Source organism: Pseudoalteromonas sp. S1727 (genome assembly GCF_005886375.1).
GTDB lineage: Bacteria > Pseudomonadota > Gammaproteobacteria > Enterobacterales > Alteromonadaceae > Pseudoalteromonas > Pseudoalteromonas haloplanktis.
In genome coordinates, this window is the sequence record NZ_PNDT01000111.1 from 15,230 (window position 1) to 40,209 (window position 24,980).

At 40.4% G+C, this 24,980-nt stretch carries 27 protein-coding genes; 20 read left to right on the top strand and 7 right to left on the bottom strand.

Going from position 1 to position 24,980, the window contains the following annotated elements:
- Window positions 1-56 precede the first annotated feature (56 nt).
- Window positions 57-1,070, top strand: a complete 1,014-nt coding sequence (locus tag CWB85_RS19300; RefSeq protein WP_016707710.1) for a DUF5924 family protein — start codon at window positions 57-59, stop codon at window positions 1,068-1,070.
- 83 nt (window positions 1,071-1,153) lie between these two features.
- A complete protein-coding gene (locus CWB85_RS19305) occupies window positions 1,154-3,034 on the top strand; it encodes a GGDEF domain-containing protein (RefSeq protein WP_138555750.1) in 1,881 nt (626 codons plus the stop codon).
- Here the strand turns inward: CWB85_RS19305 and CWB85_RS19310 are convergent.
- Both CWB85_RS19310 and CWB85_RS19315 read right to left on the bottom strand, forming a co-directional pair.
- Window positions 3,031-3,549, bottom strand: coding sequence for a M48 metallopeptidase family protein (locus CWB85_RS19310; RefSeq protein ID WP_138555751.1), 519 nt, complete (start codon window positions 3,547-3,549; stop codon window positions 3,031-3,033). The two genes, CWB85_RS19305 and CWB85_RS19310, sit on opposite strands and share 4 nt — an antisense overlap.
- Before the next feature lie 23 nt (window positions 3,550-3,572).
- Window positions 3,573-4,421: a DUF72 domain-containing protein gene (locus tag CWB85_RS19315; protein ID WP_138555772.1), complete on the bottom strand. Its 849-nt coding sequence runs from the start codon at window positions 4,419-4,421 to the stop codon at window positions 3,573-3,575.
- Between the two features lie 213 nt (window positions 4,422-4,634).
- On the opposite strand from CWB85_RS19315, the gene aspS reads away from it, so the two are divergent.
- From aspS to CWB85_RS19330, 3 genes are all read left to right on the top strand, one after another.
- Entirely contained in the window at window positions 4,635-6,413 is a 1,779-nt protein-coding gene (aspS, locus tag CWB85_RS19320; protein WP_016707707.1) for an aspartate--tRNA ligase, read from the top strand.
- A 110-nt stretch (window positions 6,414-6,523) separates the two neighbouring features.
- Window positions 6,524-6,733, top strand: coding sequence for a hypothetical protein (locus tag CWB85_RS19325; RefSeq protein ID WP_016707706.1), 210 nt, complete (start codon window positions 6,524-6,526; stop codon window positions 6,731-6,733).
- On the top strand, window positions 6,733-7,323 hold the full coding sequence (locus CWB85_RS19330; RefSeq protein WP_138555752.1) for a pentapeptide repeat-containing protein: 591 nt from the start codon (window positions 6,733-6,735) through the stop codon (window positions 7,321-7,323). Before CWB85_RS19325 ends, CWB85_RS19330 begins: the two co-directional genes overlap by 1 nt.
- Window positions 7,324-7,353: 30 nt before the next feature.
- Here the strand turns inward: CWB85_RS19330 and CWB85_RS19335 are convergent, their stop codons facing one another.
- Window positions 7,354-7,677 carry a hypothetical protein gene (locus CWB85_RS19335; RefSeq protein WP_138555753.1) on the bottom strand — a complete coding sequence of 108 codons (324 nt, stop codon included), beginning with the start codon at window positions 7,675-7,677 and terminating at the stop codon, window positions 7,354-7,356.
- Window positions 7,678-7,845: 168 nt separating this feature from the next.
- Here CWB85_RS19335 and CWB85_RS19340 point away from each other — a divergent pair, with 168 nt between their 5' ends.
- Entirely contained in the window at window positions 7,846-8,577 is a 732-nt protein-coding gene (locus CWB85_RS19340) for an alpha/beta fold hydrolase (protein WP_138555754.1), read from the top strand.
- A gap of 40 nt (window positions 8,578-8,617) precedes the next feature.
- Here CWB85_RS19340 and CWB85_RS19345 read toward each other — a convergent pair whose 3' ends face one another.
- Window positions 8,618-9,823: a bifunctional alpha/beta hydrolase/OsmC family protein gene (locus CWB85_RS19345; protein ID WP_138555755.1), complete on the bottom strand. Its 1,206-nt coding sequence runs from the start codon at window positions 9,821-9,823 to the stop codon at window positions 8,618-8,620.
- 261 nt (window positions 9,824-10,084) lie between these two features.
- Here CWB85_RS19345 and CWB85_RS19350 point away from each other — a divergent pair, with 261 nt between their 5' ends.
- Window positions 10,085-10,924, top strand: coding sequence for an isopenicillin N synthase family dioxygenase (locus tag CWB85_RS19350; RefSeq protein WP_138555756.1), 840 nt, complete (start codon window positions 10,085-10,087; stop codon window positions 10,922-10,924).
- A gap of 43 nt (window positions 10,925-10,967) precedes the next feature.
- On the opposite strand, the gene CWB85_RS19355 is transcribed toward CWB85_RS19350, so the two are convergent.
- Window positions 10,968-11,390: a DUF1801 domain-containing protein gene (locus CWB85_RS19355; RefSeq protein WP_138555757.1), complete on the bottom strand. Its 423-nt coding sequence runs from the start codon at window positions 11,388-11,390 to the stop codon at window positions 10,968-10,970.
- 130 nt (window positions 11,391-11,520) lie between these two features.
- Here CWB85_RS19355 and CWB85_RS19360 point away from each other — a divergent pair, with 130 nt between their 5' ends.
- Window positions 11,521-12,927 carry a DEAD/DEAH box helicase gene (locus CWB85_RS19360; protein ID WP_138555758.1) on the top strand — a complete coding sequence of 469 codons (1,407 nt, stop codon included), beginning with the start codon at window positions 11,521-11,523 and terminating at the stop codon, window positions 12,925-12,927.
- A gap of 49 nt (window positions 12,928-12,976) precedes the next feature.
- Here CWB85_RS19360 and CWB85_RS19365 read toward each other — a convergent pair whose 3' ends face one another.
- Both CWB85_RS19365 and CWB85_RS19370 read right to left on the bottom strand, forming a co-directional pair.
- Window positions 12,977-13,723: a DUF3307 domain-containing protein gene (locus CWB85_RS19365; RefSeq protein ID WP_138555759.1), complete on the bottom strand. Its 747-nt coding sequence runs from the start codon at window positions 13,721-13,723 to the stop codon at window positions 12,977-12,979.
- The gene (locus tag CWB85_RS19370; protein ID WP_016707698.1) at window positions 13,720-14,349 is read right to left on the bottom strand and encodes a hypothetical protein; all 630 of its coding nucleotides are present in this window, start codon (window positions 14,347-14,349) and stop codon (window positions 13,720-13,722) included. Before CWB85_RS19370 ends, CWB85_RS19365 begins: the two co-directional genes overlap by 4 nt.
- Before the next feature lie 149 nt (window positions 14,350-14,498).
- Here CWB85_RS19370 and CWB85_RS19375 point away from each other — a divergent pair, with 149 nt between their 5' ends.
- From CWB85_RS19375 to CWB85_RS19430, 12 genes are all read left to right on the top strand, one after another.
- On the top strand, window positions 14,499-15,005 hold the full coding sequence (locus tag CWB85_RS19375) for a LabA-like NYN domain-containing protein (protein ID WP_016707697.1): 507 nt from the start codon (window positions 14,499-14,501) through the stop codon (window positions 15,003-15,005).
- Window positions 15,006-15,130: 125 nt separating this feature from the next.
- Entirely contained in the window at window positions 15,131-15,559 is a 429-nt protein-coding gene (locus CWB85_RS19380) for a hypothetical protein (RefSeq protein WP_138555760.1), read from the top strand.
- 1 nt (window position 15,560) lies between these two features.
- Entirely contained in the window at window positions 15,561-15,773 is a 213-nt protein-coding gene (locus CWB85_RS19385) for a helix-turn-helix transcriptional regulator (protein WP_016707695.1), read from the top strand.
- 381 nt (window positions 15,774-16,154) lie between these two features.
- Window positions 16,155-17,069, top strand: a complete 915-nt coding sequence (nagK, locus tag CWB85_RS19390) for an N-acetylglucosamine kinase (RefSeq protein ID WP_016707694.1) — start codon at window positions 16,155-16,157, stop codon at window positions 17,067-17,069.
- Entirely contained in the window at window positions 17,069-18,187 is a 1,119-nt protein-coding gene (nagA, locus tag CWB85_RS19395) for an N-acetylglucosamine-6-phosphate deacetylase (RefSeq protein ID WP_138555761.1), read from the top strand. Before nagK ends, nagA begins: the two co-directional genes overlap by 1 nt.
- Window positions 18,188-18,251: 64 nt before the next feature.
- Window positions 18,252-19,391, top strand: a complete 1,140-nt coding sequence (nagX, locus tag CWB85_RS19400; RefSeq protein ID WP_138555762.1) for a transmembrane glucosamine N-acetyltransferase NagX — start codon at window positions 18,252-18,254, stop codon at window positions 19,389-19,391.
- A gap of 213 nt (window positions 19,392-19,604) precedes the next feature.
- Window positions 19,605-20,399 (top strand): glucosamine-6-phosphate deaminase, encoded by a 795-nt coding sequence (gene nagB, locus CWB85_RS19405; protein WP_138555763.1) that lies wholly within the window; start codon window positions 19,605-19,607, stop codon window positions 20,397-20,399.
- 134 nt (window positions 20,400-20,533) lie between these two features.
- Window positions 20,534-21,457, top strand: a complete 924-nt coding sequence (gene nudC / locus CWB85_RS19410; protein ID WP_016707690.1) for an NAD(+) diphosphatase — start codon at window positions 20,534-20,536, stop codon at window positions 21,455-21,457.
- A gap of 46 nt (window positions 21,458-21,503) precedes the next feature.
- Window positions 21,504-22,682, top strand: a complete 1,179-nt coding sequence (locus tag CWB85_RS19415) for a cystathionine beta-lyase (RefSeq protein WP_016707689.1) — start codon at window positions 21,504-21,506, stop codon at window positions 22,680-22,682.
- A 123-nt stretch (window positions 22,683-22,805) separates the two neighbouring features.
- On the top strand, window positions 22,806-23,624 hold the full coding sequence (locus CWB85_RS19420) for a DUF2705 family protein (protein ID WP_016707688.1): 819 nt from the start codon (window positions 22,806-22,808) through the stop codon (window positions 23,622-23,624).
- Window positions 23,621-24,535, top strand: a complete 915-nt coding sequence (locus tag CWB85_RS19425; RefSeq protein ID WP_016707687.1) for an ABC transporter ATP-binding protein — start codon at window positions 23,621-23,623, stop codon at window positions 24,533-24,535. The genes CWB85_RS19420 and CWB85_RS19425 overlap by 4 nt, the downstream gene beginning before the upstream one ends.
- Window positions 24,535-24,909 (top strand): PH domain-containing protein, encoded by a 375-nt coding sequence (locus CWB85_RS19430; protein WP_016707686.1) that lies wholly within the window; start codon window positions 24,535-24,537, stop codon window positions 24,907-24,909. The genes CWB85_RS19425 and CWB85_RS19430 overlap by 1 nt, the downstream gene beginning before the upstream one ends.
- The last annotated feature ends 71 nt before the right edge of the window (window positions 24,910-24,980 follow it).

Here is a 24,980-nt window from a genome sequence, read left to right on the forward strand (position 1 = left end):
CTGCGCTGGCAGTTTTAATACTGCAATTATTCAGACCTATGCGGACCCTCTATTTAATGAGCTATTTTAAAAATTTAATTACAAAATTTATAATTATGATGCAACAGCGGCCAGGTTTATTGGCGGTTTTCGCATTTTGTAGTGGGGTGGCAAGTTATGTGTTGGTTGAGCGTAAAGAGTCATACTCGCAAATTATAGCCATACTATTACTTGTTAGTTGGGGGTGGTTGATAGTTGATAACTGGTTGCGTGATAAAGTGGAGCAGCGCTTTGGCGTGGCAGTATCGCCTAACTTTATGCGTTTTGCCCTGCAAATGGTGCAGCAAGAAAGTTTGTTTTTTGCTTTGCCGTTTTTTTTAGCTGTGACTTCGTGGAACCATCCACAAGCTGTTTTTACATCCTTAATTATACTTTGCGCGTTTATATCGGTTGTCGATCCTCTTTATTATAAAAAGTTAGCCAAGCACAGCATTCTGTTTACAGTATTTCATAACTTTGCGCTGTTTGTAGTTATTTTAGTTACTTTGCCAATTCTACTTAATCTCACTACAAGCCAGAGTTTAGGGATAGCTTTGATCACAGCGATTATTTTCACCTTGCCGAGTTTAGGTAATTTAATGCCTAACGCTCGATGGTGGCGGTTTCCATTATTAGTGTTACTGCTGTGTATGCTAAGTGCTGGTTTATGGCAGCTACGTAGTTGGGTACCTCCCGCAGCGCTTCGTTTAACAGACATCACTTTGTCGCATCAAGTTGATGTTGAGCAGCGTAAACCCGTAGGCAGTATTAAGCACCTTGACGCTAACTCATTACATCAACAAGGCCTGTATAGTTGGACTGCCGTTAAAGCACCAAGAGGATTAAACGAAAAAATATTTCATGTGTGGATCCATAACCGTGAAATAGTGGATCGCATTGCATTAAACATCAGTGGTGGCCGAGATCAAGGCTATAGAGCATGGACGCATAAAGTCAACTTTCCTGCAAACTCTGTTGGTAAGTGGCAAGTACACGTTGTCACTGAGTCAGGACAATTGATTGGTCTAACTAAATTTACAGTTACTAAATAGGCTATATCAAACTTTAGACTATTGGGATTAGTTACTCTCACTCTCTTCCTAGTTTATGATTTTACAAGGAAACAAAAATAATAATGTATTATAAACTTTTAAAAAGCTCACTTGCAGGCTTGCTTTTAATCGCAAGCCAAAGTGTTTTTTCACAAACAAATAAAGATAGCTTTTACGACTATGTTGAACTCTCTATGCGGTTTTTTACTAATCAAATATCAGAAAAAAACTTCATAGAAAGTGCAAGTAAAATGGGTATGTTACAAAGTCCGACATTACAAAGTAAAATTTTTAACTATCAGGTTTTTAATAAACGAAAAGAATTAGCGAAGAGGGCAGGTGTTAAAGTTGCCTATAAAATTACTGAGCAGGACTGGGAGGCATTATTAACGATAGATCCCACACTCTATGCGGCGCAAAAATCTAGCTATTTCACCGTTTACGGTGATACGCCGCTTGACTCGATCAGGCTTTTAAAAGCAGAACTAATCGACAGAGGAGAAAAGCAAGCCGCAGCTCAAGTTTCTGCGGCCTTAGGTCAGTCGTTATCATTTCGTGCAGGAGAAACCATTGCCGCTTTAATAGAGTATTTATATGCATTACCTGAGCTGCCAACTTTTGAAGATTCTAAAGGGGATTTTTTTTATTCAAAAGAATTTGTACTCAGAAGAGTCATATCTAGTTTTTATTTAATGGGGGCGTATGAGCGAGCAGATGAGTATATACAACAACTTTTTTCAATAAATGCGCATTACCTAGAGAGCATAGATTACCCTGAGCCACATTTTCAGTTTGCATTTGTATTGGCGCAGGTAGGTGAATACGAAAAAGCATTAGCAATATCAAATAATTTCATACAGAAAGTAGAAACTAAAAACTTATCTAATTCGGCAAAGTTATATGCGCTTCTTGCAAAAGCGGGCGTGCTAATACACAGACAAAAAGATGAGGATCTAAATCTTGCAGCAGACATTCTATCAAGTGCTTCACTTAGTTTCGATTCTAAAGTTTTAACTGAAACGGTAAGAAGTATTGCAATACAAACTCTACTGTATGCACTTAATAACGAGCGTAATAACGTACTTATTTCAATTAAACGTTTAGAAAAGTATGTGCAGTCTCATCAAGAAAAATTTAGAGATGCTGATTTTCGAGATAGTGCTGAGTTAGAGCGTTTATCTTATCAATTGATCGGTGAATCTGAGCTTGCGGTGCGGGCATCGTCTATTAGTTTATTGGCAGAAAAAAAACTGATCCTTCACTCTTTAAACTCGTCTCTAGATAAACTTGGTAATTATCTACAAAGGGATGTTGAGCTACTTGTACTTGAGCGAATAAAAGCTGAGCATGAAAAGCAGAACTTACAGCTAAAAACGCAAAACTTACGATTAATTATTTTAAACTTGGTTGTATTGTTATTAGTTTTATTAATAATTTGGCTTTGGCAGCGTCAGCGCTTTACTAAAAAGTTAGCAGAAACAGACACATTAACCGGTGCGATGAATCGTAGAGCGATGTATACGTGGATTAATAAATTAATGCCTGTCAATACATCTATGTGTATTTGCCTCATAGATTTAGATCATTTTAAAAAAATCAATGATACCTATGGTCATGGGACGGGAGATGAGGTATTGGAGACTTTTAGCACGATAGTACAAAACCGAATACGAAAAACAGATAGGCTTTGTCGATTTGGTGGAGAAGAGTTTTTATTGGTGCTGAATACTGTAGATAAAATAGAGGCACAGGCACTACTTGACGAAATTAGAGTTACTTTTGAAGCGCATAATCAGTGGAATAGCACGTCATTTATTTTTTCTGCTAGTTTTTCAGCCGGAGTCATTCAATTAACAGGGACAGCTGAATTAGATGCTGTTATTTCCCAATGTGATAATTTACTTTATTTGGCAAAGGGAAATGGTAGAGCTAAAACAGAATCTTCACTTTTTTGTGCTGCTTAATGATGCTTTCTGTTGAAGTCTAAATAAGGGTTTTTCCCTTGTGTCACTAACACACAAAATATTCGTAAATCGAGCTCTAGCTGGTGGTAGTTTGGCTCCATGTGACAACATAACTGATAAAAGCTTTTGTTGTGGTCTTTTTCTTTAAAGTGGGCGAGCTCGTGGACGACTAAAGCTTTTAGCAATGCTTCTGGTGCGCACAGTAAATCACTATTTATGGCTAAATCGTGTTTGCGGGTTTTTCCCTGCATACGATAGGTGTGTGTGCCTAGTGCGTTAGTCACCATGTCGCCTTGTTTTTTAAATGCGGCGCGGCCAAACGGCGGCGCGTTTTTTAAATAGCGTTTTTTAAGTTCCGTGGCGTATGTGTACAACGACTTGTCATTGGTGATGGTATGGGCATGCGGGTATTTTTTAGTTAAATACGCGCCGTGTTTATCATTATCAATAAGCTGTATAACTTGGCTGACAATTTGCTCTGGGTAGCCAGTAAAGTAGCGTTTAAAATCACTCATTTAATACTTCTGTCGTTAATAAATTAAAAAAGACTCGCTTGGCTGGCTTCCTTTTCGCCAATAAAAGGGCTGAGCACTGGGTGATCGTAACCTAAATCTTCACAAAATGCCCGCGCTAACAATGGGGCTTGGCGGTTATCTGCGGTATGAAAAAATACATACGGGTGTTTGCCTTCATCAAGCCATTGTTTTACTTTTTTAAGCCAAGGTTGGTAATAGCTTTTATAATCGTGCTCTAAATCGGCAATCACAAAGCGAGCCATAGGTTGACTGCCTGTTGCAATTGCATGTACGGGTAGATGCGGCTTTTTTTGCTGGGCATCAATGAGCGCCGCTGTATTAGCTTTGACAGCAAACAGCGCGCGGGTATCCATGGCTATTCGGTTGATGTTGTTTGCAATTAGTAGCTGATTTAACGCAATTTCCGCCGCGCCTTTTTTGAAAAACTCAGGATGGCGTACTTCCACGCCATAACTCAAACCTGTGGGCAGTTTTGTAATAAACTGCGCTAATAATGGCAATTGCTGCGGACTAAAACTACTGGGAAGCTGTAACATGATCTGCCCAATATGGGGCAATAATGGTTCAAACAAGTTAAACCAAGCAGTCAGTTCATCATCTACATTTGTCAGTTGCAATTCATGACTAAAGCGTCGGTGAAATTTAAACGTAAATTTAAAGTCACTATTAACAGCCCCACGCCAGCGGTTTAATGAGTCTACGCTGGGATCAGCATAGAAACTGGTATTGCCCTCAACGGAGTTAAACACCTGAGCGTACTCGTGGAGCATCTCGGCATTTTTGCAGTGACTTGATAATAAATTACCTTTCCACGCGGTACTTGACCACTGCGGACACCCTAAATACAACATAAAATGGTTAACTGATAGTGTGTTTTTGTTAGTGTAACAAATATCTAGAATGACTGAAAATTGAATGCTAACAGGACGCTGCGAGGCTCGCATTTTCAAGTAACTTGGGTATAATGCTTCCCCTAAAATGATTTATAAATAGTGGCTTTATCTCCCCAAAAACGTCAAATTCTTAGGGAAAGCGGCTATTAGTCTTACACTGACAGGAATACTATGCGCTCTATATACTGCGGACAGCTAAATAAAACTCACGTAGATCAAGAAGTTGAATTATGTGGTTGGATCAATAAACGTCGTGACCTTGGTGGGTTAATTTTTGTCGATTTACGCGATAGAGAAGGTTTAGTGCAAGTTGTATTCGATCCTGAAGTTGAAGGCTTAATGGATACAGCTAATAAATTACGTCAAGAGTTCTGTGTTCAGCTTAAAGGTGTTGTACGTGCTCGCCCAGAAAGCCAAATCAATAAAGACATGGCCACCGGTGAAGTTGAGATTTTAGGCACTAGCTTAACTATCATCAACCGTTCAGAGCCATTACCACTTGATTTTAACCAAGTGAACTCTGAAGAACGTCGCTTAAAATACCGTTATCTAGACCTTCGCCGCCTAGAAATGAGTGATCGTATTAAGTTACGTGCTAAAGCGAGCAGCTTTGTTCGTCGTTTTTTAGATGAAAACGGTTTCTTAGATATTGAAACACCAGTACTAACTAAAGCAACCCCAGAAGGCGCACGTGATTACTTAGTACCGAGTCGTGTTCACAAAGGTAGCTTTTACGCTTTACCGCAGTCTCCACAGTTGTTTAAACAATTGTTGATGATGTCGGGCTTTGACCGTTACTACCAAATCGTTAAATGTTTCCGTGATGAAGATTTACGTGCGGATCGTCAACCAGAGTTTACCCAAATAGATTTAGAGACTTCATTCATGAGCTCAGATCAAGTACGTGGTATGACTGAGAAAATGATCCGTGAAATGTGGCAGTCATTATTAAACGTTGATTTAGGTGATTTCCCAGTGATGCCTTACGCAGAGGCAATGAGCCGTTTTGGTTCGGACAAGCCTGACTTACGTAACCCGATGGAGCTTATTGACGTTGCTGATTTAGTAAAAGACGTTGAGTTTAAAGTATTCTCTGGCCCTGCCAATGACGAAAAAGGCCGCGTTGCGGTATTAACTGTGCCAGGCGGTGCCGCGCTTTCTCGTAAGCAACTAGATGACTACACTAAGTTTATTGGTATTTACGGTGCGAAGGGTCTGGCATGGATGAAAGTAAACGACCGCGATGCAGGCGCTGAAGGCGTACAATCACCTATCGCTAAATTCTTAAATGAAGAAGTGATCAATGAGCTACTTGCGCGTACTAATGCACAAACGGGTGACATCATTTTATTTGGTGCAGACAAACGCAACACAGTAAATGAAGCGATGGGCGCATTACGTCTTAAGATCGGTGTTGATTTAGAAATCACTAACCTTGATAGCTGGGCACCACTTTGGGTTGTTGACTTCCCAATGTTTGAAGAAGATGACGAAGGCACATTACACGCCGTACATCACCCATTTACAGCACCAAAAGAGATCAGTGCAAGTGAGCTTGAAGCGAACCCTGCAGCGGCTATTTCAGATGCATACGACATGGTATTAAACGGCTACGAAGTAGGTGGTGGCTCTGTACGTATCCATAATGCTGATATGCAAGAAGCTGCATTTAGAATACTAGGGATTGAAGCACAAGAGCAGCAAGATAAATTCGGTTTCTTACTAGATGCTCTTAAATACGGCACGCCACCTCATGCAGGTTTAGCATTTGGCCTAGACCGTTTGGTTATGCTACTTTGCGGCACCGATAATATTCGTGACGTAATTGCATTCCCTAAAACAACACAAGCGTCGTGTTTACTGACAGATGCCCCAAGCAAGGCTAATGCGGATTCGCTAACTGAGCTTGCTATCAGTGTTGTTGAAAAAGCAGAAAAGTCAGCAGAATAAGTGATTAATTAGCACTTAATTTTGCAATTGATTAAAAAACCCTTAGGTGTATGCCTAAGGGTTTTTTTGTGCTTTAATTTATCAGTTAAATAAAATAATAAAGGAATAATATGTCTATTGATGCGACGCTTTTGGGAACAATCATCTTAGTTTTGGTGCCTGTATTTGCGCTTGTTAGTTACTTTTTGGGAAAACGTAAAACAACAACGCCTATTATTGTTGCCGTGATAGGTGGGTTTTTAGGCTTAGTACCTGTGCTTGGGCTTATTTTTATAGCTGTTTTGGCACTTAAGAGTGATTTAGCTAAAGAAGCGGTTTGATGTTTTCACAAAACGATTATTACGATCAGCAATTTGCAAACTGTACGGCTACATCGCAGCGCTTTAGCGACATAGAGTTTGAACAATGCCAGTTTATAGAATGCGATTTTAGTCAAAGCCAATTTAGTAGTTGCCGCTTTATTGATTGCGAGTTTATGAACTGCAACTTGAGTGACTTAAGTTGGAACTACAGCTCACTAGAAGAGGTGAGTTTTAAAAGTTGCAAGTTAAACAGCATTGTTTGGGGGCAGGTTAATTGGCCGCAATTGGCATTAACCGCGCCTGTCAGCTTTAAAAGCTGTGAGTTAAGTCATAGCTCTTTTTTTGAATCGCAGCTAAAAGCCTTAACGATGACAGACTGTTTTGCTAAAAATGTTGATTTTAGACATGCTAACTTGGCCGCGAGTGATTTTACTGGCACAGATTTTAGAGATAGCCTATTTCATCAAACTAACCTTAATAAAGCTAATTTTGTTGGTGCGAGCCAGTTTAATATTGATATAAAAAATAATGAAGTGAGTAATGCCAAGTTTGAGCGGCTTGAAGCGTTAAACTTATTAACTGGTTTAGATATCGAGTTGGTAGATTAGCCGTTATTTCACGGCTAATCTTGTGCAAAATTAGCAGGCAGGGCCATTTTTGTTTCGTGCACTGGCAAGTGCTCTGGCAATTTCGAGTAGTGCAGGGGTAATATCACTTGCACCTTCTTTGATAAGTTTTGATACATCGCCTGATGAATACAGGCTATCGCGTGGTGATTTAATCCCTAATTCACGAACGAAATCTTTGGTTTTTCCCGTGCTACCGGTTTCAATAAATTTAAAAATAATACGTTCGTTATTATTTTTTGGCTCGGCTTGTAATACCGCGATTTCGTCTTTGTAAGCTTCAATTCGGCTTTGTAAGATGTCGATGCGTTGTTCAATGCTGCTATATGATTTCATGGCTACTTTCTAGATAAACGTAAATATTACGGTCATTATCGCATATATTTTTAATTAATTTTAACTTTGCTGAAAGTAAGGGGTTTTACCTGAGCCTAAGTCATATACAAATTACACTAAAAAAATTAAACTCATTGTAAATTAAATAAAAATTATAAAGATCATACGATGTTCCACACTTTACAATCCCTCGTAGTATTTGTTTTATTTAGCTTAAGTACCCTGAGCTATGCCAATAATGAGGTGATCGTTGATAAAAACCGCGACCGTGCTATTGCGATAAATATCGCATTGCCAAGTAATGGATTAAGTTGCAGTGAACAAAACAAATGCCCAGTGGTTTTCATTAACGCCGGTTATGGTATCTCTCATACTGACTATCAATTTGCTGCTGATATTTTTACCAGCAGAGGCTATTTAACCATTGCCGTTGCTCATGAATTAAAAGGCGATCCTGCACTGGATCCTAACCAGCCTTATATGGCAACGCGCATGGAAAATTGGCACCGAGGTGTCGTGACCCTCAAATTCTTAGTGAATGAGTTGAACGTTCGCTACCCAGCGTATGACTTTAGCCAGTTAACGTTATTTGGTCATTCCAATGGCGGTGATATCTCAGCGCTTTACGCGGCAATCTACCCAAACGAAGTGAGTGCAGTGATCACCTTAGATCATCGCCGTATGTTATTGCCACGTAATAAAAATATACTTGTGCTGACATTGCGCGGCAGTGATTATCCAGCTGATGCAGACGTATTGCTTAACGAGCGTGAGTTAAGTCAATATCCTGTTAAGCAAATTACCATCGAGCAGGCTCGTCACAACGATATGTATGACGGTGGTTCTAAGTGGTTAATTGAGCGAATGCGTAATGAGATAAACGCTTTTTTAGGAGCTTGATTTTGCGCTGCGCGTAATAGGTATTACGCGCAGGAAAGGTTTACTGAGTCGTCAATTCACTAACAATTAATGGATTATTATGTAGCGTTTTATGAACCGGGCATTTGTCGGCGATTTCAAGTAATCGCTGACGTTGTTCGCTTGTTAAATCACCCACTAGGGTGATTTTTCGCGTGATGGCTTCAAGCTTATCCGTTTGCTCGCAGTTATCGCAATCATTGTGATAGTCTCGAGTGTGGTCCAACTCTACCTTGACGTGATCTAGTGGCAAGTTTTTACGGCTTGCATACATACGTAAAGTCATCGCGGTGCATGCGCCAAGGCCTGCCAATAAGTGATGATACGGATCGGGTCCTAAATTACTGCCGCCGACTTTAATGGGTTCATCTGCAAGCCAAGTGTGATCTTTGGTGCTGACGTGCTGGGTAAACACATGATCTTTTTCTTCCACTAATACATTGCCATTATTAAGTTTAGCTGTGTATTGGCTGTTATCGAAATCCACATAACGTTTTGCCCATGACGCTATAACGTCTGCTGCGTAATCGGCATCGTTTTTGTTGGTAAGTAAATGATCGGCGTTATCGAGGCTAATAAAGCTTTTTGGGTGTTTAGCCGATGCATATATTTTTTCGGCTTCTGAAATATTTACAGTGGCGTCGATTGGGGAATGCATTACTAATAATGCACGTTTTAACTTGCTGATATGACTACGGTCATAATTAGCAATGTCGTCTACAAATTGCTTTTTAATTGTAAACTCGCGACCAGCTAAGTTGACTTTTGCTTCCCCTTTATTGTTGATCTCGTCTAAATGAGCGGCAAAGTTGTGAGCAACGTGCTGGGCATCTGATGGAGCGCCAATGGTGGTAATGGCTTGTACTTCAGAAATATGTTCAGCAGCTGCAAGTACCGCCGCGCCACCTAAGCTGTGGCCAATTAATAACTGGGGGGCTTTAAAATGCTCGCGCAGATGATCCGCGGCTGCGATTAAATCTTGGATATTTGATGAAAAGTTGCTGTTAGCAAAATCACCATCACTGTTACCAAGGCCTGTAAAATCAAAGCGTAATACCGCAATGCCTTGTTGAGTGAGAGCGCGGCTAATTCTACTGGCAGCGGCAATATCTTTACCGCAGGTAAAGCAGTGGGCGAATAGGGCGTAAAATTTAACCTCACTGGCGGGTGACTCTAATTGTCCGGCAAGGGTTAATTCACCACTTTTAAATGTTACCTTTTGTCGCATGAAATGTGCCTTACTGTTGATAGAAAGAGGAGATTATTTAAGAGTAGACCATTTTAATAACGGTTTGATTTCAATTTGATTTTATCATTTTGCAGAATAAACGAATGTTGATCTGTATCAAAGCTTGGTTTGTCACTAATCTAGAGAGGACATAAGTCCTTATGTTTTTTAGGCTATTTTATTATGCTCGCGCAGCGCAACAATGAAGCAACTGCTATGATTAGCAAAGGCTTTTGACAACTTAATTCATTGGATACGAACATGCAACTACCTACCGTTGATTATAAAGCGAGTGATGCGGCCGCTCAATTTGTTGAGTCTCTTAGAAATACTGGCTTTGGTGTATTAAAAAACCACCCAATACCGCAGTCTTTAGTTGAATCAATTTATAAAAATTGGCAGGATTTTTTTAATTCTGAGCAAAAACATGCGTTTTTATTTTCTAAAGACACCCAAGATGGTTATTTCCCGCCATCAGTATCGGAAGTTGCAAAAGGCTTTACAGTAAAAGACATTAAAGAATACTTTCATGTTTATCCAAAAGGTCGTGTACCAGCAGAATTAGAAGCAGATATTCGAGAATATTATCGTTTAGCTAATGATTTTGCTGCTACGCTTTTGAGCTGGGTACAAGCAGAAGCGCCAGCCGATGTGCGTGCTAAGTTTTCAATCGACTTAAAAGACATGATTGCTAACTCTGAGCAGACATTGCTGCGTATCTTACATTACCCACCAATGACAGGTGATGAAGAGCCTGGGGCAATTCGTGCCGCTGCGCACGGTGACATTAATTTGCTGACGGTTTTACCAGCGTCAAACGAGCCGGGTTTGCAAGTGCAAAAAACTGACGGTGGTTGGTTAGATGTGCCATGTGATTTTGGTAGCTTAATTATTAATATCGGCGACATGTTGCAAGAAGCATCGGGTGGCTATTTTCCATCAACGATTCACCGAGTCATTAATCCTACGGGTAAAGCGTCAACTAAATCGCGTATTTCGTTACCGTTATTTTTACACCCGCGACCTGATGTTGTGCTTTCTGAGCGTTATACCGCAGATAGTTACTTACAAGAGCGCTTGCGTGAGCTGGGTGTTAAGTAATTGTTCTACTTAGAGATATGAAAGCGGCTTTAAGTCGCTTTTTTTATTTTTCGGAATATTTTACTTTCATGATTTTAACAGACAAAGCGATGAGTTGTTCAAGTACGGCTAAATCTATATTTTTTAAGTTATTAATATATAGGCAACTTTTCCCTTTTGTGTGTTTCCCTAACCGATTAAGTAACGTCACAATTTCATTATGTTCGAAGCCGGGCACTATATAAATAGATAACTTTGTCTTGCGCGGCGAAAAGCCAGTCAACGGCCATTCACCACTTTGGCCTGAATCGTATTTGTATTGGTAATAGCCAAAGCCGATAATATCTTTGCCCCACACAATCGCAGGCTCCTGTGTTATTTTTTCAAACAGTGCGATTAACTGGTTTGCATCTTCTAAGCGTTTAGGGTCGGTGTTTGCAAGACATTCTTGTAATGTTATTTGATTTGCTTGTGTTTTTATTGCCATTGTTAACTCCTGTGTCACTACACAACAAGTTAGCATATAAAGTGCAGAGTTAATATTCAATGCATTATTGGTCACGATCGGTATAATGCGCGCAACTGGCCACTTTGGCCTTATTTAAAAGAGAGTTTATATGAGTTTTGATGGGTTAGGTTTATCACAGTCTTTAGTTAATGCGGTTTTAGAAAAGGGCTATGAAACGCCAACACCAATTCAGGCTCAAGCTATTCCAGCGATCATTGAAGGTCGTGATGTAATGGCCGCAGCACAAACTGGTACAGGTAAAACAGCGGGGTTTACATTACCGCTAATTGAACGTTTATCTAAAGGTCAAAAAGCCAAAGTTAACCAAGTTCGTGCTTTAATTTTAACACCTACACGTGAGCTGGCATTACAAGTAAGTGAGAACGTAGAAGAGTATGCAAAGCACTCTAATATTAGTTCGTTTGTGGTGTACGGTGGTGTTAAAATTAATCCGCAAATGATGCGTTTACGCAAAGGTGTAGATATTTTAGTTGCGACACCCGGGCGATTGATGGATTTGCATAATCAAAATGCATTAAAGTTTGATAACCTAGAAGTGTTGGTATTGGATGAAGCCGACCGTATGCTTGATATGGGCTTTATCCATGATATTAAACGTATAATCAGCAAATTACCGGCTAAGCGTCAAAACTTGATGTTCTCTGCTACCTTCTCTGATGATATTAGAGCGCTTGCTAAAGGGCTTATTAACGATCCGGTTGAAATCTCAGTGGCAGCAAAAAATACCACCGCAAAAAGTGTTAGCCAGTGTGTTTACGCCGTAGATAAAGCGCGTAAAACAGCTTTATTAAGTCATTTGATCCGTAGTAATGATTGGCAACAAGTGTTGGTTTTTAGTCGTACAAAGCACGGCGCTAACCGTTTAGTTAAACAATTAGAGCGTGATGATATCGTCGGCGCGGCTATTCATGGTAACAAGTCACAAGGCGCACGTGTTAAAGCGCTTGACGGTTTTAAAAGTGGTGAAGTTCGTGTGCTAGTGGCAACTGACATTGTTGCTCGTGGTTTAGACATTGTTGAATTACCACATGTTGTGAACTACGACTTACCTAATGTATATGAAGATTATGTTCACCGTATTGGTCGTACAGGTCGTGCGGGTGCATCAGGCCATGCGATTTCATTTGTAACAACTGAAGATGCGGTTGATTTATACGGTATTGAGCGTTTTATTGGGGAACTAATTCCTCGTGCCGAAGAAGACGGTTTTGAGCCTGTTAACCCAGTCGCAGAGCGTGCATTAGATGCTCGTCCGTTACCAGCTAAAAAGCCTAAGAAAAAGCAGCCTTTTAACAAGCCTAAATCGGATAGTAAAAAACCAAATAGCAATGGTAGCGGCACGGGCCCACGTCGCGGTGGTTCAGGTAAAAAACCTGATGCGAATAAAGCCACTGGTGAGCAAGCGCAAAACCCGTGGGCTAAACGGCAATCAGTGAGTGGTTCTGGCCAACGCCGTCGTCGTCCAAACAATGTTGGTTCACAAGGTAATTCGTAAAATTACCTTGATAAGCTAAAGATAAAAGCGCGCGATTTATGCGCGTTTTTTATATTGCGATGAGTGCATTAACCGCTAAACCAATGAATAAAGTAACGGTGACGCTTAACAAAGTGCCTAGCATTACATACTCAGTGAGTTTTTTGTCCTTACTGGCACTTAAATCACCAAAGCGAAATACAGATTTTGCCGCGAGTAAAAAACCCACTCCTGCAAATTGGTCCAGCAAAATAAATGTCAGCATTAATACGCGTTCAAGCATGCCGATACTTTGCCCTGCGGCGGGTAAACTGCCCGTAGTGCTAAACCCTGCCGTTAGTCGCTCCAACATCATTCGAATAAATACCGCGCTTGGATTCAAAACCAGTAAATAGCCGCATAGCAGCCATAAGGTACTGGGAGTAATCAGCCATTGCCATACAATTGTAAAAAACTCACTATTATCACTTAACCACATAGTCAGTATGAGTATGACGAGTAAATGAGCAAGTTGATCAACGATAAAAGGCACGACGCCTTTGCTTGAATACGACTTTGCTAAATCAATGAGATAGTGTGTCACAATGATAATAGCCGTTGCGCTACTAATACGTAGAATATCTTGCCAGCCAAAACTAAACTCCCACCACGTGATAATTGCAGCTGCGGATATGCCATGTACTAACACATGCAAGTATAGTTTTTTAGCCCGAAAATGGCGGGTATTACGATTGTTGACCCAACTCATCGGCTGCCAGTAAAAATCAGCCAATAGATGGCCGATAATTAAGGCGCTTAACAATACGGTAAAACTCATTGCGCTGCTCCTGCAAGGCTTTGTATGATGGTTTTTTCGGCGTACAGTAAAAATCGCTCGATTAATTGATAGTGTGCAAGATTAAGTAATTTAGTGACATTTTCACGGCTTGTTTTTAAATGCTTAGCAAGTTCACTATGTTGGTTATTTTGCATAGTTAAATACACGTAGAGCGCGTTTGCTTGTTTTTGTGTCATTTTAGTCAGTAGCGTATCAGCAAAAGCAAGATTAAGTGTTAATCCTTCATCAGCGGGCTCAATAATGCTATTAAATATGAAACGTTGATTGTGTATTTCATCAAGGCTGCGACCCGATAAAGTAAATGCAGAGCCGGTAGCTGTTTTAATATCCGCTCTGGCGTTATCTATTTCACCAATTGCTAAGCTTTGGCGAATTTCATAGCCGCTCGCCTTTAAATGTAAATACAATAAAATAGCAATACTGCAAACGTGCTCAGGTTGGTTTACTTGCAGTTGAAATGCATCGCCTCGATAAATAATGCTCTGATTCTGCTTACCTTCAGTAATTGCACGCAAGCTTTGATCGAGCTGATAGAGCATTGCATCGTAGTCATGCTTGGGAATATGTTGTGATTTGATCACATCACCGCTGATCACCGCAATCATAAATGTCCTAACTTAGTTACATATAAAAATGTAACCAATACTGGTTACATAATGCTATGTAACTAATTTAGGTTACTTACGCGATAAATGCAAGGTCTTAAGTGGACGTAGGTATGTTACAGTAGGGTGATAATCAAAAGGAATAATGCATGAAGCAAGAAACACACAGTTTAGCAAGCTCAAAACCTAAGGTAGGTATTTTTGTTGATGTACAAAATATTTATTACACCTGTCGTGAAAGTTACCGCAAAAACTTTGATTACAATGCGTTTTGGGCACAGATCAGCCGTGACTACGATATAGAATGTGCGATTGCGTATGCTATTTATCGAGGTGATGAAAAGCAATCTCAGTTTCAGAATATTCTGCGGGCGATTGGTTTTGAGGTGAAACTAAAGCCATTTATTCAACGTAAGGACGGCAGTGCAAAGGGGGACTGGGATGTAGGAATTACAATTGATATGCTAGAGCAGGGGAAAAATTTAGACCGCGTAGTTTTACTCTCCGGAGATGGTGATTTTGCGCTGTTACTTGGCCACTTGCAGCATAATTATAATGTACCTGCCGATGTGTACGGCGCTGATAAACTGACTGCAGAAGCATTGAAACAAAGCGCAGAGCATTTTTACTGCATTGATGACACTTTATTATTGTAATGTAAGTATAGAATTCTTAACTTCATGTTAAATATTTTTGACGTGGTTGTTGTGTGAAGCTATAGTTATTGATGTTAATTATTTTTAACATTGAGTTGGCTTTACTTTACATTGTTGGAGGGGATATGAGTTACACACAAAAATCACGATTACTAGAAGTGGCTATTACATTTGTTGTCTTGTTTAACTATCTGCAAGCTGTGCTGTCGATGACTCCAGAAGCGCAAATGGATCCGTCACTTGCCAGTGGTTTGTTGATAAAACTTGTGATTCAAACGGTGGTTATGCTTGTTGTCATGCATAGTATTTTGGCTGCATTTAACAGCAAGTATGCAAATCGGGCGAAAGATGAACGAGAGCAGGCTATTGCACTAAAGGCTAAAAGTGTGAGCTTGTTTATTTTACAATTAGGCGTGGTTAATGCTGTATTTGCTTTATTAGTCAATACTGTATATCCAATACCTATGAGTCCTGTACACCAGTTGGTGATTGCTGCATTACTGAGTGAAATCATTGGAGGGGCTGTGGAAGTATGGCTATTGCAAAGGGGTTAAAATGGCAAAGTTAGCAATTAGCAATTCAATCCGTACATTGAGATTTCAACATGATGAAATGACACAGCAACAATTAGCAGATGCTGTGGGGGTTACACGCCAAACCATAGCTGCAATTGAAGCTGCAAGATATTCCCCGTCGTTGGAGGTTGCTTTTAAAATAGCGGTTGTTTTTAATCAGCCTCTAGAAAAAATATTCCAATATAAGCAGTGATTCTTTACTAAATTATTGTTTTAGGTAAACTGGTACAACATTACACAGCGTATTTTAAGCCATTAGCCATTTATTTGTCCCTTTAAAATAAATGGCTAAATCATTATTTTAGGTATTGATTTAGGTAATTATGTCACTTTTAAGCTTTATTCTTTATGTTGAAAAATAGTTGCTACTAATTTAGTGGATTTTAATTATTTATTTAATTCAGTCAATTAGAGATAAATATGGGATATATGTGAATTTTTATAAAAAATATAATGACAACGCTGTCATTTGTTGTGTAACATTAATTCAACATGGGTTGAGGGTGAATCGCATTAAGATAATAAAAAAAGGTGCGATTAATACAAATATTAAACGAAGGTTAGAGGTCGTTAAATGATGGCTAAGAGTGCGAATGAGGACCAATTGTTTATTGGTATCGATGGTGGCGGAACTAAATGCCGTGCAACTATATACTCTACACAACATGGGGTATTAGGAACTGGTCTAGGTGGCCCCGCGAATCCATTACATGGGTTAGAGCGCACATTAGAGTCAATAATGGTATCTACACAACTGGCTATGCGTGATGCCGGTTTACAGTTAGAAACTATTCACCAAATCTATGCTGGCTTAGGGTTAGCAGGCGTTAATTTACCAAGTTTGTATGAAAAAATAACAGAATGGGAACATCCATTCAAACAAATGTTTTTAACTACAGACTTACATACGGCATGCATCGGCGCTCATGAAGGCGGTGATGGGGCCGTTATTATTACGGGCACTGGCTCATGTGGCTTTTCACATGTCAAAGGGCAATCGGTGAACTATGGTGGTCACGGTTTTGCTTTAGGCGATAAAGGGAGCGGCGCTTGGATGGGGCTTGAGGCTATTAAAGCGGTGCTAGTTGAGCTAGATGGTTTAGGTCCGCAAACAGCTTTGACTCCAGTAATAAAGAATCATTTTAATGCAATAAATGCAATGGATATAGCAGAGCAAATGGCAGGGCAGCCGTCCAGCAGTTATGCTAAGCTTGCTCGCTATGTTTTTGATGCGGCGCACCAAGGTGACGTGATTGCATTGGCTATCGTAAAAGATGGCGCAGCCTACGTGAGTCAATTAGCACATCGTTTATTAGAAAATAATCCACCACGTTTATCTATGATTGGTGGTCTTGCTGAGCCATTAAATAAATGGCTTGATCCTGAAATTGCAAAACTGGTCGAAATCCCAAAACAACCGCCAGAAATGGGGGCTATTTACTTTGCCCAGCAATCGGTACTTGAACAAGATCAAAAGGTAGCCTTGTAATGAAAACCTTCTATCGCGCTACGCGCCTATTTACCGCAGAAAACTTTGTTGATAACGCATTATTTAGTGTTGAAAATGGTGTATTTAAGCTTGAAGAAACAACTACTGAGTCAGTAATAGAGCTAAATGGTCTTGTTGCTCCCGGTTTTATTGACGTTCAAGTCAATGGCGGTGGTGGAGCATTTTTCAACGCACAGCAAAACACTGATTGCTTAGACCGTATCGCAAAAGCACATGGGAAATTTGGTACAACTGCACTGATGCCAACGTTAATTACAGATAAAGTTGAAATCATGCAAGCCGCCGCAGATGCAACGGCGCAAGCTATCAGTGAAGGTGTTTCGGGAGTATTAGGTATTCACTTTGAAGGCCCGCACTTATCTTTTCCAAAAAAAGGCACTCATAGTGAACAATTTATTCGCCCGATCAGCGAGCAAGAGTTTGCCATTTATGCTCGTCAAGATTTAGGCATCAAAATGGTCACCTTGGCGCCAGAAAACGTCAGTATTGCCGATGTTGAGCGTTTAGTTGCGTGTGGTGTGAAAGTATCACTCGGTCATACAAATGCCGATTATCAAACAACTATCGCTGCACTTAATGCCGGCGCTGATGGCTTTACGCATTTATACAATGCTATGTCGCCATTTACATCGCGCGAGCCAGGTGTTGTTGGTGCCGCACTTTGGCATGATAACAGTTGGTGTGGATTGATTGTTGATGGCCACCATGTGCACCCTCTATCTGCGCAGTTAGCAATTCGTACAAAGCAACGTGGCAAAATTATGTTGGTTACGGATGCAATGCCACCTGTGGGCACTGATGATATGGAATTTGATTTCTTTGATGGGCGAAAAGTAATTCGTACCGGAGATAGATTAAATTCAAGCACTGGCGAATTAGCGGGCAGTGTTTTAGATATGGCAAGCGCTGTGCGCAACACTGTTAATACTTTAGATGTTAGCCTAAGCGAAAGCTTACGGATGGCTGCATTGTATCCGGCACAATATTTGAACCTCAAGAACAAGGGACGTTTACTTGATGGCTTTGATGCTGACTTTGTCGTGCTCGATGAACAGCAGTATGTCAAAGCAACTTATATTGCTGGAATTGCAATCTAACGTTTCCCTGGAAAAAACCCCGCCGTTGTATCGCGGGGCTTTTTTGTTTTAAGAGTAAAATAAAATGACAACAACACACAGCGAAAAACCGGTTAAAAAGCGTCTAGCATCACTGGATGCTTTACGTGGTATGGATATGTTTTGGATTTTGGGGGGGCAATCTATTTTTGCCGCTTTATTTGTCTTAACAGGCTGGACAGGCTGGAAAATTTTTGAAGCACATACTGTACATAGTGCTTGGCATGGTTTTACATTTTACGATTTAATTTTTCCATTATTTATCTTTTTATCGGGCGTGGCGATGGGGCTCGCACCAAAGCGTATTGATCACCTATCATGGGATGAGCGCAAAGTTTACTACCGTAAAGCGGTTAAGCGTTTACTGTTATTATGTTTATTAGGAATAATGTACAACCACGGGTGGGGAACTGGTATTCCTTTAGCGTTAGATGAAATTCGCTACACCAGTGTACTTGGGCGCATTGCTATCGCATGGTTTTTTTGTGCCATGTTAGTATGGCATACCAGTATTCGCACCCAAGTATTTACTGCCATCGGTTTATTAATTGGTTATTGGATTCTACTGTGTTTTATCCCAGTGCCCGGTGGTACAGCAGGGGATTTGAGTGCGCAAGGCAGTTGGAATGCGTGGTTTGATACACACTTTTTACCCGGTATTAGCTATCAAAATCGACCTGTCGATCCTGAGGGCGTATTATCGAGCTTTCCTGCCATTATAAATGCCATGATTGGTGTGTTTGCAGGGCAACTTGTTAGCAGAGCACAGCAAATTGGCGAATGGAAAACAGCAGGGATCTTATTTATTGCCGGCGTAATTAGTGTCTGCTTTGGTTGGTTGTGGGATCTTCAATTCCCGGTTAATAAAGAGTTATGGACGAGCTCTTTTGTACTTGTCACTGTAGGTTGGAGCGCTATATTACTTGCTGTATTCTATGCTTTAGTTGATATTTTAAATGGTCAAAAACTAGCTTACCCATTCGTTATAATTGGCGCAAATTCAATTATCATCTATTTAGCGTCTAGTTTAGTCGATTGGGCTTTTATTAGTCGTAGTGTATTCGGTGGCTTTATTAATGCAGTTCCTGAGCTTTGGCAACCATTGCTTAGCGTTACTGCTTTGTTACTAGTACAAATCCTTGTTTTACACTGGATGTATAAGCGTAAAATATTTGTTAGCGTATAAAACGCACAACTAAAAACAGTAAAAATAATTTTTTTATTCACTTTTACTTTACAAACTAAAATGAAATGGTAATAATGACAGCGTTGTCATAATGGTATTGGCCAAACAGTGTATCCCTGTTTGGTTTGATCTAAGGCCCAATTCGATTGCACGTGGAATTGGGACTTAGATCCCATTTTTTCATCAACTAATTTAATAACTGAGCAAACAAATATGCAAATAGTAATTTTAAATGATGCAGCAGCAGTAGCTGCATATGGCGCAAATATTTTCGCAGCCCAATTACAAAAAAAACCAACGTCAGTGCTCGGTTTAGCAACGGGCTCTACGCCAGTTGCGTTATACCAACTATTAATTGCTAAAAATAAAGCGGGTGATATTTCATTCTCACAAGCGACAACGTTTAACTTGGACGAGTACTTAGGTTTAACGGGTGAGCACCCACAAAGTTACCGCTATTTTATGAACGAGCAACTATTTAATCATGTTGATATCAATAAAGAGAATACCTTTGTACCACCTGGCGATGCAGTAAATCCAATCACTGCATGTAAAGAATATGAAAATAAGATAGCCGCAGCGGGTGGCGTTGATGTGCAATTATTAGGCATTGGCCGTAATGGTCATATTGGCTTTAATGAACCTTCATCAGGGCTGCGTTCACGTACTCGCGTAAAAACGCTAACTAAAGCAACTGTTGATGATAATGCGCGTTTTTTTGCCGCGGATGAATATCAACCCCATTTGTCAATAACCATGGGTATTGGCACAATTTTAGAAGCGAAAAAAGTTGTTTTACTTGCTACCGGTGAAAATAAAGCCGATGCAGTTCATGCCATGATTGAAGGGCCATTAATGGCTAAATGTCCGGCATCTGCGCTTCAGCTGCATAAAGATGCTGTGATTGTGATTGATAAAGCAGCAGCAAGTAAACTTGACGATTTAGAGTTTTATCAGCATATCGAAGCAGAAAATCAAAAATTACAGGCTCATTTAGCTACATTGTAATTGTAAAAAGAATTTATTGTGTGTTCAAAAAAGTCCGTAAGGGCTTTTTTTTTGCCTTTTTATCAGTGGCTAACAATTGGGTTTGGCCGAGTGTTGTGGTAGTTTTAGCCATCTAAATAATAAAAAGGACGAGCATGCTTAATTACTCCGCAATGTCGTTAAATCGAGCATCAAATTTACGTAAAGAGCCAAATTGGTTAGCAGCTCAAGTCAATGAGCAAAGCCGCTGGCTATTGGTGAAAAACAGTCAAACCTTATTTGATAGTAATAGTTATGTAGTGACATTTTTGAGCTTCGCAACGGTGCGTAATTTAGATTTATCTGAGGCGATATTCTTAGGTTTAGATGAGCAGCAAACGAGCCATTTTGCACTTGATGTTAGCCAATTAGATGATGCGCTAGTCACACAGTTGATTGGCAATGCTGAGTTTGTTGATATTCGCCGTTATGGGGTGAATGTTGCGCTTGAACAAGGCTCAATGGCAGCCCTCGCGCGAGGTTTGTGCTACTGGCATGCAACACATTGTTTTTGCGGACGATGCGGCAGCAAAAATATGCTTGTCGAAGCAGGCCACTCGCGTTTATGTAGCAACGAGCAATGTAAACACCAAACATTTCCACGCACAGATCCTGCGGTGATCATGGTGGTAACGCGTACTTTCGCCGATGGTATTGAGCGCTGTTTATTGGGTCGCCAAGCTGTATGGGCGCCGGGTATGTATTCATCTTTAGCGGGTTTTGTTGACCCCGGTGAAAGCCTTGAACAAGCGGTTGCACGGGAAGTGATGGAAGAGGCTGGTATTGTCGTTGGCAATGTTCGTTATATTGCCTCACAACCTTGGCCGTTCCCTTCATCAATTATGCTAGGTTTTATTGCGGAAGCCGTCACTGAAGATATTCACGTTGATAAAGACGAGCTTGATGATGCCCAGTGGTTTAGCCGAGAAGAAATAAAAAGCTTTGGTAATTGGCATGACGAAGGTACCCATTTAAAGTTACCTCGCACCGACTCTATATCACGGTATCTAATTGACCACTGGTGTAATTTAAACGATTAAGCATTTTTTAATGCAAGTTTTGATGACATATTTTTAAGGATTAATCATGACGACAAGTAATAAAAATACGCAGTTAGTCAGTGCTGGACGTAAAAAAGCCTATACTCATGGCGTTGTTAACCCTGTTGTACAACGTGCGTCAACCATTGTGTTTGACTCTGTGGCTGAGCTTAAGGATGCGGCAAAAAAACGGGGTGATAAAACGTTATTTTATGGGCGCCGTGGTACTACTACACATTTTGCACTGCAAGAAGCAATTACTGAATTGGAAGGCGGAGAAGGCTGCGCATTGTACCCATGCGGAGCAGCGGCAATTAGTAGTGCATTACTGGCTTTTGTGAAAGCTGGCGATCATATTTTAATGGTTGATAATGCTTATGAACCAACCCGTGATTTTTGCGATAAAATTTTAGCTGGCTTTGGTGTTGAAACTACCTATTATCCACCAACAATTGGCGCAGATATTAAAACGCTGATCAAAGAAAATACCAAGGTGTTATTTTTAGAATCACCAGGCTCTATCACCATGGAAGTACAAGATGTACCGGCAATGGTTGCCGTTGCTAATGAACACGGCGTGATGACCATGCTTGATAATACCTACGGTAATGGCTTGCATTATCGCCCATTAGAGCACGGTGTTGATATTAGCATTCAAGCGGCGACTAAATATATTGTTGGTCATTCTGACGTGATGATGGGCGTTGCGGTTGCAAATAAAAAATATTGGCCAAGATTACGGGAGCAATCTTACTTACTTGGTCAGTGTACCTCTGCGGATGATGCTTATTTAGCACTTCGGGGGTTACGTACTATGGCTGTGCGTTTAAAGCAGCATGAGAAAGCCGCAATTGAAGTGGCAAGCTGGTTAGAGCAGCATCCATTAGTTGATCATATTCGTCACCCCGCTTTTGAGAGTTGCCCAGGCCATGAGTTTTTCAAACGTGACTTTGATGGCAGCAATGGCTTATTTTCATTTGTAATGAAAGAAGGTAATCAAGAGGCGATTGATGCTTTTTTAGATAATCTAGAGCATTTTAAAATGGGCTTTTCATGGGGGGGATTTGAGAGTTTAGTGACCGCTAATTTAACGATGAAAGGTCTACGCTCAGCGACAGGATGGCAGTTGGGCCCGGTGATCCGCCTACATATTGGTCTTGAAGATGTTGATGATCTAATTACTGATTTAACACAGGCATTGGACGTATATAAGCAACATTTATAAGCGTTTGCTTGTTGCATTTTAATCTATTGTTACAGAGCTCACCATTCGGTGGGCTTTTTTTTGCTAGTAATTCAACACGTTTGCACTTAGTGTAAGCTGTATATCAATTAAATAGGAATACCTGTGTCACAATTACACCCACAGCGATTATTAAACATTGCCCAGTTTGAATTGGTAAGGTTATTTTTGACTAAACGTGGCTTGCTGGCTGTTGCTGCTTTTGCAATTTGTTGGTTACTCATTTTACGTTATCCAATTGGTCAAGCGGTAAGTTTGATCAGCTCTCCCGAGATAGCCGAATTAGCACAGCAAGTGTTTGGTGCTATAGGATTAAGTAAATTGCTCGATTGGCCTGAGGCTGAGCTTGCCATGTATTGGTTAATTGCATTATACAGTTTCCCCAGTTTTTGCTTATTTTTATGCAGTGACCAACTCGTTGGTGATAAGCAGCGAGGCACGCTTAGATTTTTATCTTTAAGAGCGACCCGTAACGAAATGCTATTTGGTCGGTTTTTAGGGCAAGTGTTTATTTTGGCCGCGCTGTTAATTGTGACCTTAGTAGCGGCTGTCGCGGTAATGGCATTTCGTGAGCCGGCATTATTAATGACGGGGCTTAGTCGCAGTTTCATGTTGTTCTGTTACCTTTTAATAGCCGTTTTACCCTTTATAGCACTGATGACTTTATTAAATACCTTTGCGCGTTCGGCACGTTTAACCGTGGTGCTGGCCGTGTTATTTTTTGCTGGCGGAAATATTGTTGTTGGTCTATTGAGTTGGCAAATTCCCGCAATGGCCATGCTTGATTATATTTTTCCTGGAGTACAGTTAGATCAAATGGCGGGGCAGAATGCAGGATTGTTTAATAGTTTAGGTATTCCCGTTATTCAAACTGTGGTTATGTTAGCCCTAGCCCAGCGTATTTTTGCAAGGAGTTCCTTATGAGCACATTAATACAGGCAACAGCTTTAACTAAGCAGTTCGGCAGTAAATTAGCACTTGATAATGTGAGTTTTGAGATTCAAAAAGGTGCGCCAGTTGCGTTAGTCGGACCTAATGGGGCAGGTAAAACCACATTGTTTAGCCTGTTATGTGGTTATATATTACCAACTAAAGGCACGCTCAGCATTTTAGGCTATAACCCTGGCAGCAGTGAGTTATTTGGCAAACTCAGTGCGCTGCCGCAAGATGCGCAACTTGATCCCCGTTTTAGTATTTCTCATCAACTCGCGTTTTATGGCCAGTTGCAAGGGCTTTCAAGTAAACAAAGTCAAGCTGAAGCAATCCGTGTTTTGGAGCTTGTAGGCTTAGCGGAAGCAGCGAAGCAACGCGCCGATGATTTATCGCATGGTATGCGCAAACGGGTCACAATAGGGCAGGCACTGATCGGTAAACCGCAAATTGTGATGCTGGATGAAGCCACCGCAGGGCTTGATCCCATTCATGCTCGTGAAATACGTCAATTAGTTTCAGAATTAAGTTCTGAGGCGACGTTTATTTTAAGCTCACACGATCTGACCGAGCTAGAACGGTTATGTTCACATGTACTGCACCTTGATAAAGGAAAGCTCACCGCGCACCCCAAGCAAAATAATAGCAATGAACAGCAAACTGGCTTTATTACCTTGTTATTAAATGAGCAATATGCTGATGTTGAGGCAAAAATTCAGGCATTGGCAGGGGTATCTAAGGTCTATATGAGCCAAGCGAAAGAATATGTTGTTGAGTATCAAAAAGCAGCCACACCCTTTGATATAACGCTATTACAATATTGTTATCAGCAAGGGTGGCGATATCGTCAATTAGTAAATGGACACACATTAGAGAATCAAATTTTTAAACAGGAGACAGTATAATGGGTTTATTAAGTGGATTAATGGGCAATGCCAGCGAAGTTGATGACGGTGATTTAGAAAAAGTACTAGCGAATACCTTGATTGAGGGAGAGCAAGTAGAAAAAGCCTATAAAGTTGTGCGCGATATGTTTATTTTTACTAATAAGCGCTTAATTTTACTCGACAAGCAGGGAGTAACAGGCTCAAAAATGGAAATGATCAGTATCGCTTATTCAAAAATTACTAAGTTTAGTAAAGAAAGTGCTGGGCACTTTGATTTAGATGCGGAATTAAAAATTTGGGTTGGCTCTGATCCAACTCCAATTAGTAAAGATTTCAAATCCGGTGATAACATCAATGATGTTTATCGCATCATTAGTCAATATGCACTGTAAATATTAGAATAAATGGATTGTGGCGATTGTTTCAATAATGGCCACATTATTTTTACAATAACCTACAAAAT